Here is a 16,134-nt window from a genome sequence, read left to right as displayed (position 1 = left end):
CCGCGGGAATCCGTCGGGCGTCCGCGGGGTTGCCGCCCGTATGCGAGCCATCACCTACTCCCGCTACGGCGGCCCCGACGTCCTCGAGACGACCGACCTCCCGACCCCCAAGGTCGGCCCCGACTCCGTCCTCGTGCGCGTGCGCGCCGCGAGCGTGAACCCGGTGGACTGGAAGGTCCGGGAGGGGTACCTCGACCAGGTCATGGACGCCATCTTCCCCGTCGTGCCCGGCTGGGACGTGGCGGGCGTCGTCGAGCGCGTGGGCCTGGACACCCCCGAGCTCCAGGTCGGCGACGAGGTGTACGGGTACGTGCGCAAGGACGTCGTGGGCGGCGAGGTCTCGGGCGGCACGTTCGCCGAGCTCGTCGCGGCGCCCGTCCGGACGCTCGCGCGCAAGCCGGCGGCGTGGTCGTTCGAGGAGGCGGCGGCCGTGCCCCTCGCCGGGCTGACGGCGTACCAGACCATCCGGCGCACCGGCCTCGCGGCGGGCCAGACGGTGCTCGTGCACGCCGCCGCCGGCGGCGTCGGGTCGTTCGCCGTCCAGATCGCGAAGGCGCTCGGGGCGCGCGTCCTCGGGACGGCGTCGGAGCGCAACCACGACTTCCTGCGCTCGCTCGGCGCGGAGCCGGTGACGTACGGCGACGGGCTCGCGGAGCGGGTCCGGGCGCTCGCGCCCGAGGGCGTGGACGTGGTCCTCGACTACGTGGGCGGCGACGCGCTCGACTCGGTCCCGCAGGTGCTGCGCGACGGCGGCACGGTCGCCTCGATCACGGACGCACGGGCACGCGACGAGCTGGGCGGGCACTACGTGTGGGTGCGCCCCGACGCAGCCGACCTCACCGAGCTCGCGCGGCTCGGCGACGAGGGCCTGCTGCGCCCGGAGGTCGCCGAGGTCTTCGACCTCGCCGACGCCGCCGACGCGCACCGCGCGAGCCAGTCCGGGCACGTGCGCGGCAAGGTCGTCGTGCGGGTCTGACCCTCCGAGACCGGCCCGGGCGGCGCCCGATCGACCCGCGGCGGGCCGGTCCGGCACGTCCGGGCCGGTCGGGCTCCGACCGTCAGGCGGTCGGCGGCTCGCCCGGCAGCTCCCGCAGCGGCGACGTCAGGTCGCCGCCCGCGTCGCCCGTGTTGACCGTCCCCTGCCGCTCGACGAGCACCGCGGAGGTCTCGACGGCGGCACGCGGCCGGTGCTCGACGCCCCGCGGCACCACGAACAGGTCGTGCGGGCCCAGCACGACCGCGCGCTCGACGCCGCTGTCGCGCAGGTCGATCGTCAGCTCGCCGTCGAGGACGAGGAACAGCTCGTCGGTCTCGGGGTGCGTGTGCCAGACGAACTCGCCCAGCACCTTCACCACCTTGACGTCGGCGTCGTTGAGGCTCGCCACGCGGTGCGGCTGCCAGTGCCCGTCGAACGTGTCGAGGGCGGCGAGGAGGTTGCGCACGTCGGTCATGCGAGCAGCCTGCCACTCCAGGACCCGAGCCGGACCGCCCAAGCCGCGACGACCGGGACGGACCCGGCCGCCCGAGCGGACCTGCGGAGGGCCGTCGCCGGGCCGCTCGGGTCGATCTCGGCGGCGAGCGGTGCCACGCTGGGCTCATGTCGAGCACCGATGCCGCACGTCCGGGGGCCGCGTTCGGTCCCGAGGTCTACGCCGCGCGTCGCGAGCGCGCCGCCGCGCACGCGCGCGAGGCCGGTCTCACGGGGCTGCTCGTCTCGCCCGGCCCCGACCTCGCGTACTTCACCGGGTACGCGCCGCCGGAGACGGAGCGGCTGACGCTGCTCACGATCCCCGCCGAGGGGACCGGGACGACCAGTGGGGCGTCCGTCGTCGTGCCGCTGCTGGAGCGGGGCGACCTGGCCTCCGCCCCGGGCACGGAGGGCCTCGACGTCGTGACGTGGCGCGACGGCGACGACGAGCACGACGCCGCGGCGCGACTCCTCGCCGCGGACGGCACCTACGCCGTCTCGGACGCCACGTGGGCGCTGCACGTGCTCGGGCTCCAGCGCGCGCTGCCCGGCGCCCGCCTGACCGCGTTCTCCGACGCCGTCCCGACGCTGCGGGCCGTCAAGGACGCTGCGGAGGTGGAGCGCCTCGCCGCGGCGGGCGCGGCCGCCGACGCCGCGTTCGCGGACGTCCTGGGCGTCGCGTTCGCGGGCCGGCACGAGCGGGACGTCGCGGCCGACCTCGACCGGTTCCTGCGCGAGCACGGGCACGAGCAGGTCGACTTCACGCTCGTGTGCTCCGGCCCGAACGGCGCCGACCCCCACCACGACGGGGGCGACCGCGTCATCGAGCCCGGCGACCTCGTCGTGCTCGACTTCGGCGGGCTGCGCGACGGGTACGGGTCGGACACCTCGCGGACGGTGCTCGTCGCGGGCGGCACGGACGACGCCCTCGCCGACCAGCAGCGCGAGGTCTACGACGTCGTCCGGCGCGCGCAGCAGGCCGGGGTCGACGCGGTGCGCCCGGGCGCGACGTGCCAGGACGTCGACCGCGCCGCGCGCGCCGTCATCGTCGACGCGGGCTACGGCGAGCAGTTCGTGCACCGCACCGGCCACGGCATCGGCACGACGACGCACGAGCCGCCGTACATGGTGGAGGGCGAGGACCGCCCGATCGAGCCCGGCATGTGCTTCTCCGTCGAGCCGGGGGTCTACCTGCCCGGCCGCTTCGGCGTCCGGATCGAGGACATCGTCGTCGCGTTCCCGCCGGACGTGCCCGACGGCGCACGCCGCCTCAACACCTCGACCCACGACCTGCAGACGGTGCGCTAGCCGTCGGCACGGCGGGCGCGGGACCTCGAGCCGGCACTCCGCCTCAGCCGCTCTGGGCCTCTCCGGCGTCGGCGGCGCGCACACGGTCGTTGCGGATGCCGACCCAGCTGAGCACGCCGCCGAGGACGAGCAGGGCCGCCGTGACGAGGAGCGAGCGGTGGAAGCCGTCGAGGTCGAGCACGCCGCCGACGATCACCCCCGCGAACGCGATGACGACCAGCCCCGCGACGCGCGACACCGCGTTGTTCACCGCGGAGCCGATGCCGGCGTCGGCCGCGGGGATCGAGCCGAGGATCGCCGACGTCAGCGGCGCGACCGTCATCGCGAGGCCCAGGCCGAAGAGCACGAGACCCGGCAGGACCTGGGTGACGTAGACGGCGTCGTCGGTCGTCGTGAGCAGGAGCAGGTAGCCGGCCCCGCCGACGATCGGGCCGAGCGTCATGAACAGGCGCGGGCCGTAGCGGCCCGCGAGCGCCCCGAACCGCGTCGACAGGGCGAGGAGCACGAGCGTGACGGGGAGCTGGGCGAGACCGGCGGCGGTCGCGCTGTACCCGCCGACCTGCTGGAGGAAGAGCGTGACGACGAACCCGCCGAAGTACAGCGCGCCGTAGATCGCCGCGGTCGCGAGGTTGCCCCACGCGAAGTTGCGCACCCGGAACAGGCGCGGCGGCAGCATCGGGTCCGGGGCGCGGCGCTCCCACCCCACGAACGCGGCGAGGCACACGACCCCCACGGCGAACGGCCCCCACACCACGGGGCTCGCCCACCCGAAGCGGCCCTGCTCGATGAGCGCGAACACCGTGCCCGCGAGCCCGACGGCGGCGAGCGTCGCCCCGAGCGTGTCGATGCGCCGTCGCCCACCCGGGCCCGCCGCGGCGCCCGGCTCCTCCGCCGCGGACCGGGGCACGCCGCGCAGCAGCCACAGCGTGACGGCGACGGGGAGCACGTTGATCCAGAAGACCCAGCGCCACGAGATCGCGTCGATGAGGATGCCGCCGAGCAGCGGCCCGACGAGCGACGCGGTGCTGGTCCACGCGGTCCAGGAGCCGATCGCGCGGGCCTGCCGCTCGCCGTCGAACGTGGAGATGATCATGGCGAGCGAGCTGGGCACGAGCAGGGCGCCCGCGACGCCCTGGAGGCCGCGCGCGACGACGAGGACGAGGCCGTCGGGCGCGAGCGCGCACGCGACCGACGTCACGGCGAACCCGACGAGCCCGATCGCCATAATGCGGCGGCGCCCGTGGACGTCCGACAGCGACCCGGCCAGGAGGATGAGCGCGCCGAGCGTGATCATGTACGCGTCGACGACCCACTGCTGCAGCGCGAGACCGGTGACCGGCCCGGTGGTGAGCTCGGCGGAGATCGCGGGCAGCGCGACGTTGACCACCGAGCCGTCCAGGAACGACACGAACGACGCGAGGACCGCGACCACCAGCACCCGCTGCTGCACCGTCACGCCCTCACGCTACGACGGTCGCGGCGATCAGGCGTTGGGAGCGACGTCCGTCCCCGCCCCGCGGCGGCGCGGCACGACGCGCGACGGCGCCGTCCGCCCGGCGGGTCCGGGCACCTCCTCGACCTCGAGGCCGGCGTCCGCGATCATCGCGAGGTCCGCGGCGGCGTCCTGCCCCTCCGCCGTGAGGTAGTCGCCGAGGAACAGCGAGCTGGCGACGTGCAGGGCGAGCGGCTGGAGGGCTCGCAGGTGGAGCTCCCGCCCGGCGCCCAGGCGCAGCTCGGCCCGGGGCAGCGCGAACCGCGCGGCGGCGAGGATCCGCAGGCACCGTTGCGGCGTGAGCTCGTGCCGGCCGGCGAGCGGCGTCCCCTCGAAGGGCACGAGGAAGTTGACCGGGGCGGAGTCCGGGTCGAGCGCCCGCAGCTCCAGGAGCACGTCGACCAGCTGCTCGGGGGTCTCCCCCGCCCCCGCGATGAGCCCCGAGCAGGCCGACAGCCCGGCGCCCTGGACGCGCCGGACGGTCGCGACGCGGTCCGCGTGGTCGTGGGTCGTGCAGATCTCGGGGTAGGCGTCCTCCGACGCGTTGAGGTTGTGGTTGTAGGCGTAGGCGCCCGCGTCGCGCAGGCGCTCGGCCTGGCCGTCGGACAGCAGCCCGAGGCACGCGCAGACCTCGACGCCGGGGTGCTCCTCGACGATCTGGGAGACGACCCCGCAGACGCGGGTCACGTCGCGCTCCGTGGGGCCGCGCCCGCTCGCCACGAGGCACACGCGCGACGCCCCGGCGTCGATGCCCGCGCGCGCCGCACCGAGCGCCTCGGGCGCCCGGAGCCACGTGTACCGCAGGATCTCCGCCGCGGACCCGAGGCGTTGGGAGCAGTACGTGCAGTCCTCGGGGCACAGCCCGGACTTGAGGTTGACGAGGTAGGCGAGCTGCACGCGCCGGCCGAACCACCGGCGTCGGACCCGGGCGGCGGCCGCGACGACGTCCAGGAGGTCGTCGTCGTCGGTCGCGAGGACGGCGAGGAGGCTGTCCGCAGAGGGCACCGCCTCGCGCGTCGTGGCGGTGACGAGGTCGTCGAGCAGTGCGGCGAGGTCCTGGTCCATGGGTCGATCGTGGCGACGCGCACCGCGCGGGCCCGTGCACGATCTCTCCAGCGTCCGGCCGCACGGACGGGAGAGCCCGACGACGCGTTGGTGACGGCCCACAGCACCGGTGCGGCGGGACCGTCGCTCTCCCCCAGGTGCAGGCCGCACCACGCCCGCCGCCGCGGCTCATCCGCGACATACCTAGCGGTAGGTATGGTCGCCCGCTAGGCTGCGGACCATGCCGTCCGACACGCGACCCGAGTCACGCGCGGAGGCGCCCGGCTCGAACCGGGACCGCCTCGTCGCCGCCGCGCAAGAACTGTTCTGGGCCCAGGGCGTCGGCGCGACGAGCCCCCGCCAGGTCCTCGCCGCGAGCGGCGTCGGGCAGGGCAGCCTCTACCACCACTTCCCCACGAAGCACGACCTCGCCGCCGCGGCCGTGCACGCCACGACGACCGCGGGCCTCGACGCCGCGCGCCGCGACCTGGGCGCGCAGGGCTCCGCCGTCGAGCGCCTCGTCCGCTATCTCGAACGCCCGCGGCCCGCGCTCGCCGGCTGCAAGGTCGGGCGCCTCGTGAGCGACCAGGCCGTCATGGACGACGCCGCGCTCGCCGCTGAGGTGCGCGCCTACTTCCGCGGGCTCGTCGACCTGGCCGCCGCCGTCCTCGTCGAGGGCGGGCTGCCCGACGACGCGGCGCGCGACCGCGCGCACGCCGCCGTCGCCGTCGTGCAGGGCGGGTACGTCCTCGCGCGCGCCCTCGACGACCCAGACGCGATGTCCGCCGCCGCGCGGGGCTTCGTCGCCCTGCTCGACCCGCTCCCGACCACCTCGGAGGACGCATGACCGACGCCGACCGCCCGTCCCTGCGCGAGCGCCTGCGCGCCCTGCCCGTCTTCGGCCCCGACCTCCCCGGTCTCGACGTCGACGCCGCACCCGACGACCCGGGCACGCTCTTCGTCCGCTGGCTCGACGACGCGATCGACGCCGGGCTGCCCGCACCGCACGCCGCCACCCTCTCGACCGCCGACGCGAGTGGCCGCGTGGACGCGCGGACGCTCATCCTCAAGGACGTCGACGGCGACGGGTGGGTCTTCGCGACGCGCGCCGACTCCCCCAAGGGCGTCGCGCTCGCGCAGAACCCGAACGCCGCCCTGACGTTCTTCTGGCGCGAGCACGGTCGGCAGGTCCGCGTGCGGGGACCCGTCGTGCCGCTGGACGCCGAGACGTCCGCCGCCGACTTCCTGGACCGGTCCGACTTCTCCCGCGCGACCGCCCTCGCCGGGTCGCAGAGCGCCCCGCTCGCGTCCCGCGCCGCCTACCGCGAGGCGTGGGACGCCGCCCTCGACCGCGTACGGGCGGAGCCCGGGCTCGTCCTCGACGCCTGGACCGCGTACGCGCTCGAGCCGACGAGCGTGGAGTTCTGGGCGTCGTCGGGCGCGGGCCAGACCCGCCTGCGCTACACCGCGGCGTCCGGCGCGCCGACCACCTGGACGAAGGAGCTGCTGTGGCCCTGACCGACGCCCCCGCCCTCACCCCGCCCGACGTCGAGGAGGTCCGGCGCGACGCGCGCGCCGCCCTCGACGCGGTGACCGACGCGGCGCGCGGGCTCGACGCCGCCAGGCTCGACGCGCCGTCGGCACTGCCCGGGTGGTCGCGCAGCCACGTGCTCGCGCACGTCACCGCCATCGGCGAGGCCATGGCGCGCCAGGCCGAGTTCGCCGCGCGCGGCGAGCTCGTCGAGGTGTACGACGGCGGCGCGGCCGGGCGCGAGGACGGCATCCGGACGGGCGCGCTGCGCTCGGTCGCGCAGCACGTCGCGGCGCTCCACGCGCTGGCCGACCGCCTCGACGCCGCGTGGCCCGCCGCCGGGTCCGCCGGGTGGTCCGCGCCGGTGACGTACCGCGACGGCACGGTCGCGGACGCGCTCGTGGCCTGGTGGCGCGAGGTGCGGATCCACGCGGTCGACCTCGACGCGGGCGTCGGCCTCGACTCCTGGCCTCCCGCGCTCGGGCTGCACCTCCTCGACTTCCTCGGGGTCCGGCTCGCGGACGACGTCGTGGTCGAGCTCGACGGGGAACCAGGAGACCTCGTCGTGGGCGCCGGCGGCGTCCACGTCGGGCGGGGCGTTCTCCGCGTCGGACCGGGCGCCCTTCGCGTCGGACCGGGCGGCCTCCGCGTCGGACCGGGCGGCCTCCGCGTGGCTGCCGGACCTGAGCCCGCGGCCGAAGCCGAACCCACGCCCGGGGCCGCAGCCACGCCCGGCCGGGGTGCCGTCGTCGTCCACGGCCGCCTCACCGACGTCGCCGCCTGGCTCGCGGGCCGCACCCCCGGCGCCGAGCCCACCGCCCGCCTCGCGGGTGAGCCCGTGAGCCTTCCCGAGATCGGCCCGTGGCCGTCCCCGTACTCCCCGCCGCAGGAGAACCCCACCCCCGCGAGGTAGAGCCCCGGTCGGCCCAGGTAGAGCCCAGGTCCGCCCAGGTAGAGGCATGGTCGGCTCGTGCACGCGGACCACGGCTCTACCCCGCGAGACCACGGCTCTACCTCGGGAGACCACGGCTCTACCTCGCAGGAGGACGGCTCGGGACCCGTGCTCTCCCTCGCGAGATCGTGGTGCGACCCGGGCGAACGCGGCCGGATCGCGCGGTACGCGACGTCCGACCTGCCCGGCTCGGGACCGAGGTCCCGCGAAAGTGTGACGCACGCCCGTGACGCACCGCACAGTTAGTGCACTCTTTCACAAGCGTAGGATCGACATGTGTCGAGTCGAGCGAGCAACCCCGCAAGCAGCGCAGACCAGATCGACGTAGCCCTCATCGGCGGTGGCATCATGAGCGCCACGCTCGGGGCACTCCTGAAGGTCTTGGAGCCCACCTGGACGGTGCGCATCTACGAGCGCCTGGACGCCGTGGCGCAGGAGTCGTCGAACCCGTGGAACAACGCCGGGACGGGTCACGCCGCCCTGTGCGAGCTGAACTACACGCCGGAGAAGCCGGACGGCTCGATCGACATCACCAAGGCGGTGAAGATCAACGAGCAGTTCGAGGTGTCGCGCGAGTTCTGGCACCACCTGCTCACGACGGGCGCGCTGCCGCAGCCCGCGAGCTTCATCTCCCGCACCCCCCACATGACCTTCGTGCGCGGCGCGGGGAACGTCGACTACCTGCGTCGCCGCTTCGAGACGCTGCGCCGCCACCCGCTGTTCAGCGAGCTCGAGTTCACGGACGACCCGGCGGTCATCGCCGAGTGGGCCCCGCTCCTGGTCGCCGAGCGCGACGGCGACGAGCCGGTCGCGGCCACGCGCGCGACGAGCGGGACGGACGTCGACTTCGGCGCCCTCACCGAGCAGCTCGTCGACTACCTCGTCTCGGAGGGCACGCAGCTCTACCTCGAGCACGAGGTGAAGAACCTCAGGAAGACGAAGGACGGCCGCTGGCGCCTGACGGTCAAGGACCGCTCGTGGAACGCCCCGAAGCGCCGCTCGACCGTCGAGGCCCGGTTCGTGTTCGTCGGCGCCGGCGGCGGCGCGCTGCCGCTGCTCCAGGCGGCCGGCGTCCCGGAGGCGAAGGGCTACGGCGGCTTCCCGATCAGCGGTGAGTTCCTCCGCACGGACGACCCGGAGCTCGTGGCCCAGCACCAGGCGAAGGTCTACGGCAAGGCCGACGTCGGCTCGCCGCCCATGTCGGTCCCGCACCTGGACACGCGCGTCGTCGACGGCAAGACGTACCTGATGTTCGGCCCCTACGCCGGGTTCAGCCCCAAGTACCTCAAGAAGGGCAAGTACCTCGGGCTCTTCACGTCGCTGCGCCTGCACAACCTCGGCTCTATGGTCGGCGCGGGCCTGAAGAACCTCGACCTCACCCAGTACCTGGTGGGCCAGCTCCTCGCGAGCCCGGAGACCAAGTTCACCGCGCTCCAGGGCTTCATGCCCACCGCGCACCCCAAGCACTGGGAGACCATCACCGCAGGCCAGCGCGTCCAGGTGATCAAGAAGGACAAGGACGGCAAGGGCGTCCTCGAGTTCGGCACCGAGGTCATCGCGGCGTCCGACGGCTCGATCGCCGGCCTGCTCGGCGCCTCGCCGGGCGCCTCGACGGCCGTTCCCGCGATGATCGACCTGCTCGAGCGCTGCTTCCCCGCCCGCTTCACCAAGTGGCGCCCGGAGCTCGCGACGATGATCCCGAGCCTCGGCCACGCCCCGTGGGAGGCGCACGAGCTCGAGGGCCTCGACCAGCTCACGGGCGACGCGGACGTCGACGCGGTCGGCTCGCGCGCCTGACCCGAGCGACACCGCTCCCCCGCGAACGGCCCGGACCTCCACGAGGTCCGGGCCGTTCGTGCGTCCGGAGACGCCGCACGCGGTCGAGCGGCGCGTGGCCGGGCGGCTCCGCACGCAAGGGCTCAGCGCGCGAGCGGCGTGGCCGGGCGGCTCCGCACGCGAGGGCTCAGTGCGCGAGCGGCGTGCCCCGGGTCCCCGGCCGCCGCGGCGCGACGGGCGCGTTCGCCCCGGGGCGCCCGCCCGGCACGGCAGGAGCGGCGCGCACGCCGTCGCGCACGGCCGGGTTCGGCACGACGCGCCGCAGCACGAGCTCGGCCGCGACCTCGTGCGGGTCGACGACGGCGCCCGGCTCGACCGGGCGCGACGCCGCGGCGCGCAGGTCGGCGTCCAGGCGCTGCGCGTCACGGTCCCAGCGCTCGCCGTGCACCGACCGGTCCCCGCGCGCGTCCCACGCGGCGCCGTCGGGCCACGCGCCGTCGGACCCGGCGGGGAACCACGGACGGGCCGGGTCCTCGCGCCGGACCGCGAGGGCCGCGACCGTCGGGCCGACGACGAGGAGAAGAACCACCACACCCCAGAAGATGTCCATGGCTCCACCCTCCCGGGGCAGGAGCCGCGCCACGAGTGGCAGCACTGACACCTCTCGACAAGATCCTGCCAGCGGCGTAGCGTGCCGAGCATGGTGCGATCCGTCGCGGCCGTCGTGTGCGACGGCCTGGCCCCGTTCGAGTTCGGCGTCGTGTGCGAGGTCTTCGGCCTCGACCGCAGCGACGACGGCGTCCCGTCGTTCGACTTCCGCGTGTGCGGCCCGGTCGCGGGCCGTGCCGTCCGCACGTCGGTGGGCGCGCACGTCGTGCCCGACCACGACCTCTCCGCGACGGACGACGCGGACCTGGTCGTCGTGCCGGCGATCCGCATCGGGACCGACTACCCGCCCGAGGTGCTCGACGCCGTCCGCCGCGCGTCCGACCGCGGCGCCCTGCTGCTCAGCGTGTGCTCGGGCGTGTTCGTGCTCGCGGCCGCGGGCGTCATCGAGGGGCGGCGGGTGACGACGCACTGGATGCACGCCGACGAGCTGCGCCGTCGCTACCCGAGCCTCGACATCGACCCCGACGTGCTCTTCGTCGACGACGGCAACCTCATCACGAGCGCCGGCACGGCGGCGGGCATCGACGCGTGCCTGCACCTCGTGCGCCGCGAGCTCGGGGCGCGGGTGGCGAACACGATCGCCCGGCGCATGGTCGTGCCGCCCCAGCGCGACGGCGGGCAGCGCCAGTTCATCGAGCGCCCGGTGCCCGAGTGCGAGGAGGACTCGTTCGGGGAGCTGCTGGAGTGGATGACCGACCACCTCGACGAGCCGCTCACCGTGCGCGACCTCGCCCGCCGGGCCCACACCTCCGAGCGCACGTTCGCGCGCGCTTTCGTCGCGCAGACCGGCACGACCCCGCTCGCGTGGCTGACGTCGCAACGCGTCGCGCACGCGCAGTCGCTGCTCGAGGAGTCCTCGCTGGACCTGGAGGAGGTCGCGCGCCGCAGCGGTTTCGGGTCGGCCGCGCTCCTGCGGCACCACTTCCGGCGGGCGGTCGGGATCACGCCGACGGAGTACCGGCAGACCTTCCGGTTCGCCGCCTGACCCCTCCGGGCGAGGTGTCGCTCCTTCGCGACTCCTTCACCCGGCCCCCTCGCGCGCGCAACCTACGGTCCCGTAGGGTGGGGCCATCTGCACGACGAGCACCTGCTCACCTCCGCGGCTGGGAAGTCGACACCGACACCCCTGCGAGGACACATGACCTCTGCCGCAGTGCGCCCGGGCTTCCGGGCCACCCGCCCTCGGACCGACGAGCCCGGCGCCGTCACCAGTACCTACAGCTCACTGTCGCGCACGGTGCGCGACGCGGGCCTGCTCCACCGCACGCACGCCTACTACCTGTGGACCCTCGGGGTCCTCACGCTCGCGCTCGGCGGCGCGGTCGCCGGGTTCGTGCTCCTGGGCGACTCGTGGTTCCAGCTTCTCATCGCCGGGGCGCTCGGCCTGATCCTCACCCAGTTCGCGTTCGTCGCGCACGAGGCCTCGCACCGGCAGGTGTTCGCGTCCGGCCCGGCGAACGACCGCCTCGGGAAGGTGCTGGCCAACGGCGTCGTCGGCATCAGCCACTCGTGGTGGATGAACAAGCACACGCGCCACCACGCGAACCCGAACCGCCGCGGCAAGGACCCGGACATCGCTCCCGACGTCGTCGTGTTCCTCGAGGAGGACGCGGAGGTCGCGAAGGGCTTCCGGGCGGTCATCAACCGCTACCAGGGCTGGCTGTTCTTCCCGCTCCTCACGCTCGAGGGCGTGAACCTGCACGTGCAGGCGTTCCGCTCGCTCCTCGCCGGCGGCCGCGCGCGCGGCGACGTCCGCACGCGCGTCATCGAGATCGTCACCATCACGCTGCGCCTGTCGCTCTACGTCGGCGCGGTCGTCTGGTTCCTGCCGCTCGGCCTCGCGGCCGCCTTCCTGGGCGTCCAGCTCGCCGTCTTCGGCGTCTACATGGGGGCGTCGTTCGCCCCCAACCACAAGGGCATGGCGATCATCCCCGCCGACAGCAAGATCGACTTCCTGTCCAAGCAGGTCCTCACCTCGCGGAACATCCGCGGCGGCTGGTGGATGAACATCCTCATGGGCGGGCTCAACTTCCAGATCGAGCACCACCTGTTCCCGAGCATGCCGCGCCCGCACCTCGCGCGGGCCCGCGAGATCGTGCGCGAGCACTGCGCGCACCTCGGCCTGCCGTACACGGAGACGAGCCTCGTGCAGTCCTACGCGATCGTCGTCCGGTACCTCAACCGCGTGGGGCTCTCGGCGCGCGACCCGTTCGACTGCCCGATGTTCCGCCAGCTCCGCCGGGTCTGACCGACCCCCCTGCTGCACGACGACCCGCTGCACGACGACCCGCTGCACGACGCCCCGCGCCCGACGGCGCGCGCGGGGCACGTCAGGCGGACGCCGCGTGCCCGTGGCGCCAGTACCCGACGAAGTCGACGTGCGCCTTCGGCACGCCCCGGTCGTTGACCAGGTGGCGGCGCACGCCCGTCGCGAGCGCCGACTCCCCGACCGCGTACGCGTAGACGGGGCCGGCGGGCAGGTCGGCCGACCGTACGGCGTCGAGCGCGAGGTGGCCCGGCTGCAGGTCGAGGCCGCCGCCGCCCGCCGGCCGCGCGCCGTCGCGCGCCAGCCAGCGCAGCTCGACGCCCGCGGGCACGCGGAATTCCTGGGCGTCCGCCGCCTCGGGGACCTCGACCACCGCGAGGCCGCGCGCGTCGTCGGGCAGGGACTCGCAGATCCCCGCGACGGCGGGCAGCCCGGTCTCGTCGGCGACGAGGAGCGTCCAGTCGTGCGGGACGCGCGGGTGGTAGCCGATCCCCTGGTCGAGCAGGCCCACGCGGTCCCCCGGCTCGGCGGACAGCGCGAACGAGGACGCGGGCCCCGCGTCGCCGTGCACGACGAAGTCCACGTCCAGCTCGCGCAGGTCCGGGCGCACGGCCCGCACGGTGTAGTTCCGCACCCACGGCCGGCGCGCCTTGGGCGTGGCGAGGTACTGGACGTACCAGAGGCCCGACGCGCGGGTCGGCAGCCGCAGCGCGTCCTGGTCCTCGCGTGGGAGGAAGAGCCGGAACCACTGGTCGAACCCCAGCGGGGTGAAGAGGTCCAGCTCGTCTCCCCCGAGCGTGACCCGCACGACGTTGGGACTGACCCGCTCGCGCCCGACGACGCTCAGCGTGACGACGTGCGCGTCCTGGGGCTTGACGGTCTTGACGGACACCGGCTGCTCCTCGTGCGACGCCCGGCTCCCCGGGCGGAACGGCGGCCCCGCGAGCGCGTCGACCACGAGAGAGGTTAGCCTCACCTCACGCCCTCGTCGATGTGCTGGATCCCACACTCTGCCCGCGGCCGCCTCGCCCGAGGCACCCGACGCCTCCTGGCATGCTCGGGACGTGGAGATCCCCGTCGTCTGGTCCGTGGTCCTGCTCGTCACGGCTGCCTGGAACCTGCTCATCTGGCCGCGCTTCCTCCAGCGCGTCGCCAAGGACCCCCGCTCGCGCGACGCCGACGGCCGCGCGACGCGCTTCCTCACCGTGCACGTCGTGCTCATCGCCGTCTCGCTCGTGCTCGCCCTCGCCGTCGGGGTGCTGGGCGTCCTCACGCTCGTCTGAGCCGGGCCGTCGCGCGGCCCGGCCCGACGCCCCACCCCGCGCCCGAGCGCGGCCCGGACTAGCGACGTCGGACGAGGTTCGCGAGCGGTAAGTGCCGCGGCACCCACCGCGCGAGGGCGGCCGCCGAGCCGGCGCCGAGCGCCGCCGTCGCCCAGACGCCCGCGGCGAGCGACCCCAGCGCCGCACCGGCCGACAGCACGAGCGGGCCGAGCGCGTCGCCGGTGTCCTGGAACAGGCGCCACACGCTGAGGAAGGTCGGGCGCACGTCCGCGGGCGCGACGTCGGCACCGAGCGTCATGACGATGCCCGAGCCCATGCCGTTCCCGACCCCGAGCACCGCCGCGACGACCGCGAGCGCGGGGGCGGTGTGCGCGAGCGGCAGCACCGCGAGACCGACGGCCATCGTGAGCATGGACGGCACGGCGACCCACAGGCGCCCGAACCGGTCCATGACCTTGCCCGCCGGGTAGAAGAGCAGCATGTCGAGCGCGCCGGAGACGCCGAAGATCAGCGACGTCACCTCGGCGTCCAGCCCCAGGTGCTCGCCCCACAGGGGGATGACGGTCTGCCGGGCCCCGCGGACGGCGCTGACCAGGAGGATCGCCACGCCGAGCGTCGCGAACAGGTGGCGGTGGTCGCGCGCCACGCGGGCGATGCCGACCCGCGGCACGGCCCGCGCTCCGCGCAGTCGCACACGCCCGGCCTCCGCGGGGTCCGGCCGCACGACGGCGAGCACCACCACCGCGGTGAGGGCGGCGCCCGTCCCGAGCCAGTAGGCGCCGCGCACGTCGGTCGCGGCGATGACCGCCGCGCCCGCGAACGGGCCGAGGAACAGCCCGATCCGGTGCACGCCCGCGAGCGTCGACAGGACGCGCGCCCGGCGCAGCGGGGGCGTGATCTCGGTGAGGTACGCCTGGCGGGCGAGGTTGAAGACGGCGGTCGACGCACCGAGCGCGAGGACCCCCGCCGCGAGGCCCCACAGGGTGGGGGTGAGCGCGATCGTCGCGAAGGCGACCGCCGCGACGCCTCCGGCGAGCAGCATGGCCGCACGGTCGCCGAGGCGCTGGGCGAGCGCTCCGGCGGGCAGGTCGAAGAGGATCTTGCCGATCGGCACGAGCGCGGCCACGAGCCCCGCGACCGTGAGGCTCGCGCCCCGGCCCGTGGCCGTGACCGCGACGACCGGCAGCATGGCCCCCACGCCGATCTCGAGGACGAGCGTGGGGAGGAACGCGCCGAGGACGACGCTGCGCAGCGGGAAGAGCGGTGCGTCGGTGCCCGCGGGGGCGGTCACCGGGCCTCCGCCACGGCCTCGACAGCAGGGCTCGGCACCGCGACACCCGTACGCGACGCCGCGGCGCCCGTCCGGGCGACCTCGACGCCGCGGCACGCGGGGGCGTCGGCGAGGAGCTCCAGGAGCTGCGGCGCGGCCGAGGCGCCGCGGTCCCAGCGCCCCGTGACGACGGAGACGACCCAGCTCGGCGCACCGCCCTCCGGCAGCGCGAGCGTCACGAGACGCTCGGCCTCCGGCTTGCCCGCGACGTGGCGCGGCACGAGCGCGATGCCGAGCCCGCGGTCGACGAGCTCGAGGAGCGTGTGCACGTCGTTGACGGAGCACCGCACGCGCCGGTGGACGCCGTGCGCGGCGCACGTCGCGTCGTTGACCGGCCGCGCGCCCCACGAGGGGTCGAAGTCGACGAACTCCTGGCCCGAGAGGTCGGACCACTCGACCCGACCCCTCCCGGCGAGCGGGTGCTCCGGCGCGCACACGAGCACGAGCGGCTCGCTGCCCAGGACCGTCTGGGACAGCGGCCCCAGATGCTCGGTGGTCGCGACGAACGCGACGTCGAGGTCGCCCTCACGGACGCGCGCGAGGAGGTCGTGCGAGCCCGCCTGTGCGAAGTGGATCTCCACCTGCGGGTAGCGCCGGTGGAAGCGCTCGAGCAGGGCGGTCACGTCGAGGACGCCCAGGCACTGCTCCGAGCCGACGCGCAGCGAGCCGGACAGCGCGTGCGTCGCCCGCACGACCGCGTCGCGAGCGGCCGCCGCCTGCGCGAGCATGGAGCGTGCGTACGGGAGCAGCGCGAGACCGGCCTCGGTGGGCTCGACGCGCCGCGTCGTCCGCGTGAACAGGCTCGCGCCGAGCTCCTCCTCCAGGCTGCGGACCGCGGCGGAGAGCCCCGACTGCGAGACGCCGACGAGCTGGGCGGCGCGGGTGAACTGGCGTTCGTCCGCGAGCGCGACGAGGTACTCCATCTGACGAAGATCCATTGACCACTCACAGTTCTCTATTTGACAAATACTAGTTGTTGGACTTCTAGGTTATCGCTTCCTAGGCTCGAGCAGCC

At 75.0% G+C, this 16,134-nt stretch carries 16 protein-coding genes; 9 read left to right on the top strand and 7 right to left on the bottom strand.

What is annotated here, in order from left to right:
- Window positions 1–40: 40 nt before the first annotated feature.
- Window positions 41–976 carry an NADP-dependent oxidoreductase gene (locus B8281_RS10540; protein WP_085387684.1) on the top strand — a complete coding sequence of 312 codons (936 nt, stop codon included), beginning with the start codon at window positions 41–43 and terminating at the stop codon, window positions 974–976.
- A gap of 82 nt (window positions 977–1,058) precedes the next feature.
- Here the strand turns inward: B8281_RS10540 and B8281_RS10535 are convergent, their stop codons facing one another.
- Complete coding sequence (locus B8281_RS10535) at window positions 1,059–1,451, bottom strand: cupin domain-containing protein (protein WP_085387683.1); 393 nt, start codon at window positions 1,449–1,451, stop codon at window positions 1,059–1,061.
- 146 nt (window positions 1,452–1,597) lie between these two features.
- Here B8281_RS10535 and B8281_RS10530 point away from each other — a divergent pair, with 146 nt between their 5' ends.
- Complete coding sequence (locus B8281_RS10530) at window positions 1,598–2,776, top strand: aminopeptidase P family protein (RefSeq protein WP_085387682.1); 1,179 nt, start codon at window positions 1,598–1,600, stop codon at window positions 2,774–2,776.
- 43 nt (window positions 2,777–2,819) lie between these two features.
- Here the strand turns inward: B8281_RS10530 and B8281_RS10525 are convergent, their stop codons facing one another.
- Window positions 2,820–4,232 carry an MFS transporter gene (locus B8281_RS10525; protein ID WP_043656825.1) on the bottom strand — a complete coding sequence of 471 codons (1,413 nt, stop codon included), beginning with the start codon at window positions 4,230–4,232 and terminating at the stop codon, window positions 2,820–2,822.
- A 27-nt stretch (window positions 4,233–4,259) separates the two neighbouring features.
- Window positions 4,260–5,333: a biotin synthase BioB gene (gene bioB, locus B8281_RS10520; RefSeq protein ID WP_085387681.1), complete on the bottom strand. Its 1,074-nt coding sequence runs from the start codon at window positions 5,331–5,333 to the stop codon at window positions 4,260–4,262.
- A gap of 220 nt (window positions 5,334–5,553) precedes the next feature.
- Between bioB and B8281_RS10515 the strand changes: the two genes are divergently transcribed.
- The 4 genes from B8281_RS10515 to mqo all read left to right on the top strand — a co-directional run bounded on the left by B8281_RS10515 (window position 5,554) and on the right by mqo (window position 9,592).
- Window positions 5,554–6,159: a TetR/AcrR family transcriptional regulator gene (locus B8281_RS10515; protein ID WP_085387680.1), complete on the top strand. Its 606-nt coding sequence runs from the start codon at window positions 5,554–5,556 to the stop codon at window positions 6,157–6,159.
- On the top strand, window positions 6,156–6,830 hold the full coding sequence (locus B8281_RS10510; RefSeq protein WP_085387679.1) for a pyridoxal 5'-phosphate synthase: 675 nt from the start codon (window positions 6,156–6,158) through the stop codon (window positions 6,828–6,830). The genes B8281_RS10515 and B8281_RS10510 overlap by 4 nt, the downstream gene beginning before the upstream one ends.
- Complete coding sequence (locus B8281_RS10505) at window positions 6,821–7,756, top strand: maleylpyruvate isomerase family mycothiol-dependent enzyme (RefSeq protein ID WP_198163050.1); 936 nt, start codon at window positions 6,821–6,823, stop codon at window positions 7,754–7,756. Before B8281_RS10510 ends, B8281_RS10505 begins: the two co-directional genes overlap by 10 nt.
- A 315-nt stretch (window positions 7,757–8,071) precedes the next feature.
- The gene (gene mqo / locus B8281_RS10500) at window positions 8,072–9,592 is read left to right on the top strand and encodes a malate dehydrogenase (quinone) (RefSeq protein WP_085387677.1); all 1,521 of its coding nucleotides are present in this window, start codon (window positions 8,072–8,074) and stop codon (window positions 9,590–9,592) included.
- A gap of 166 nt (window positions 9,593–9,758) precedes the next feature.
- On the opposite strand, the gene B8281_RS10495 is transcribed toward mqo, so the two are convergent.
- Window positions 9,759–10,181: a hypothetical protein gene (locus B8281_RS10495; protein WP_085387676.1), complete on the bottom strand. Its 423-nt coding sequence runs from the start codon at window positions 10,179–10,181 to the stop codon at window positions 9,759–9,761.
- 90 nt (window positions 10,182–10,271) lie between these two features.
- Here B8281_RS10495 and B8281_RS10490 point away from each other — a divergent pair, with 90 nt between their 5' ends.
- Window positions 10,272–11,225: a helix-turn-helix domain-containing protein gene (locus B8281_RS10490; RefSeq protein WP_085387675.1), complete on the top strand. Its 954-nt coding sequence runs from the start codon at window positions 10,272–10,274 to the stop codon at window positions 11,223–11,225.
- A gap of 153 nt (window positions 11,226–11,378) precedes the next feature.
- The gene (locus tag B8281_RS10485) at window positions 11,379–12,488 is read left to right on the top strand and encodes an acyl-CoA desaturase (protein WP_085387674.1); all 1,110 of its coding nucleotides are present in this window, start codon (window positions 11,379–11,381) and stop codon (window positions 12,486–12,488) included.
- Between the two features lie 82 nt (window positions 12,489–12,570).
- Here B8281_RS10485 and B8281_RS10480 read toward each other — a convergent pair whose 3' ends face one another.
- On the bottom strand, window positions 12,571–13,398 hold the full coding sequence (locus tag B8281_RS10480; RefSeq protein ID WP_232322538.1) for a siderophore-interacting protein: 828 nt from the start codon (window positions 13,396–13,398) through the stop codon (window positions 12,571–12,573).
- Window positions 13,399–13,570: 172 nt separating this feature from the next.
- Here B8281_RS10480 and B8281_RS10475 point away from each other — a divergent pair, with 172 nt between their 5' ends.
- The gene (locus B8281_RS10475) at window positions 13,571–13,789 is read left to right on the top strand and encodes an SCO4848 family membrane protein (RefSeq protein WP_085387673.1); all 219 of its coding nucleotides are present in this window, start codon (window positions 13,571–13,573) and stop codon (window positions 13,787–13,789) included.
- A gap of 58 nt (window positions 13,790–13,847) precedes the next feature.
- Here B8281_RS10475 and B8281_RS10470 read toward each other — a convergent pair whose 3' ends face one another.
- Complete coding sequence (locus B8281_RS10470) at window positions 13,848–15,080, bottom strand: MFS transporter (protein ID WP_085387672.1); 1,233 nt, start codon at window positions 15,078–15,080, stop codon at window positions 13,848–13,850.
- On the bottom strand, window positions 15,077–16,042 hold the full coding sequence (locus tag B8281_RS10465) for a LysR family transcriptional regulator (protein ID WP_198163223.1): 966 nt from the start codon (window positions 16,040–16,042) through the stop codon (window positions 15,077–15,079). The genes B8281_RS10470 and B8281_RS10465 overlap by 4 nt, the downstream gene beginning before the upstream one ends.
- Window positions 16,043–16,134: the final 92 nt, after the last annotated feature.

The sequence above is a fragment of the Cellulosimicrobium sp. TH-20 genome (assembly GCF_002105775.1).
Lineage (GTDB): Bacteria > Actinomycetota > Actinomycetes > Actinomycetales > Cellulomonadaceae > Cellulosimicrobium > Cellulosimicrobium funkei.
The sequence above is the reverse complement of the archived record's forward strand: the minus strand, read 5'-3'. Positions and strand labels throughout refer to the sequence as shown.

Bases quoted from the DNA above. Each gene is read 5' to 3' on its own strand.
- B8281_RS10535 (WP_085387683.1), bottom strand. From the start codon at position 1,451: ATGACCGACGTGCGCAACCTCCTCGCCGCCCTCGACACGTTCGACGGG.
- B8281_RS10530 (WP_085387682.1), top strand. From the start codon at position 1,598: ATGTCGAGCACCGATGCCGCACGTCCGGGGGCCGCGTTCGGTCCCGAG.
- bioB (WP_085387681.1), bottom strand. From the start codon at position 5,333: ATGGACCAGGACCTCGCCGCACTGCTCGACGACCTCGTCACCGCCACG.
- B8281_RS10495 (WP_085387676.1), bottom strand. From the start codon at position 10,181: ATGGACATCTTCTGGGGTGTGGTGGTTCTTCTCCTCGTCGTCGGCCCG.
- B8281_RS10540 (WP_085387684.1), top strand. From the start codon at position 41: ATGCGAGCCATCACCTACTCCCGCTACGGCGGCCCCGACGTCCTCGAG.
- B8281_RS10490 (WP_085387675.1), top strand. From the start codon at position 10,272: ATGGTGCGATCCGTCGCGGCCGTCGTGTGCGACGGCCTGGCCCCGTTC.
- B8281_RS10485 (WP_085387674.1), top strand. From the start codon at position 11,379: ATGACCTCTGCCGCAGTGCGCCCGGGCTTCCGGGCCACCCGCCCTCGG.
- B8281_RS10465 (WP_198163223.1), bottom strand. From the start codon at position 16,042: ATGGAGTACCTCGTCGCGCTCGCGGACGAACGCCAGTTCACCCGCGCC.
- B8281_RS10510 (WP_085387679.1), top strand. From the start codon at position 6,156: ATGACCGACGCCGACCGCCCGTCCCTGCGCGAGCGCCTGCGCGCCCTG.
- B8281_RS10515 (WP_085387680.1), top strand. From the start codon at position 5,554: ATGCCGTCCGACACGCGACCCGAGTCACGCGCGGAGGCGCCCGGCTCG.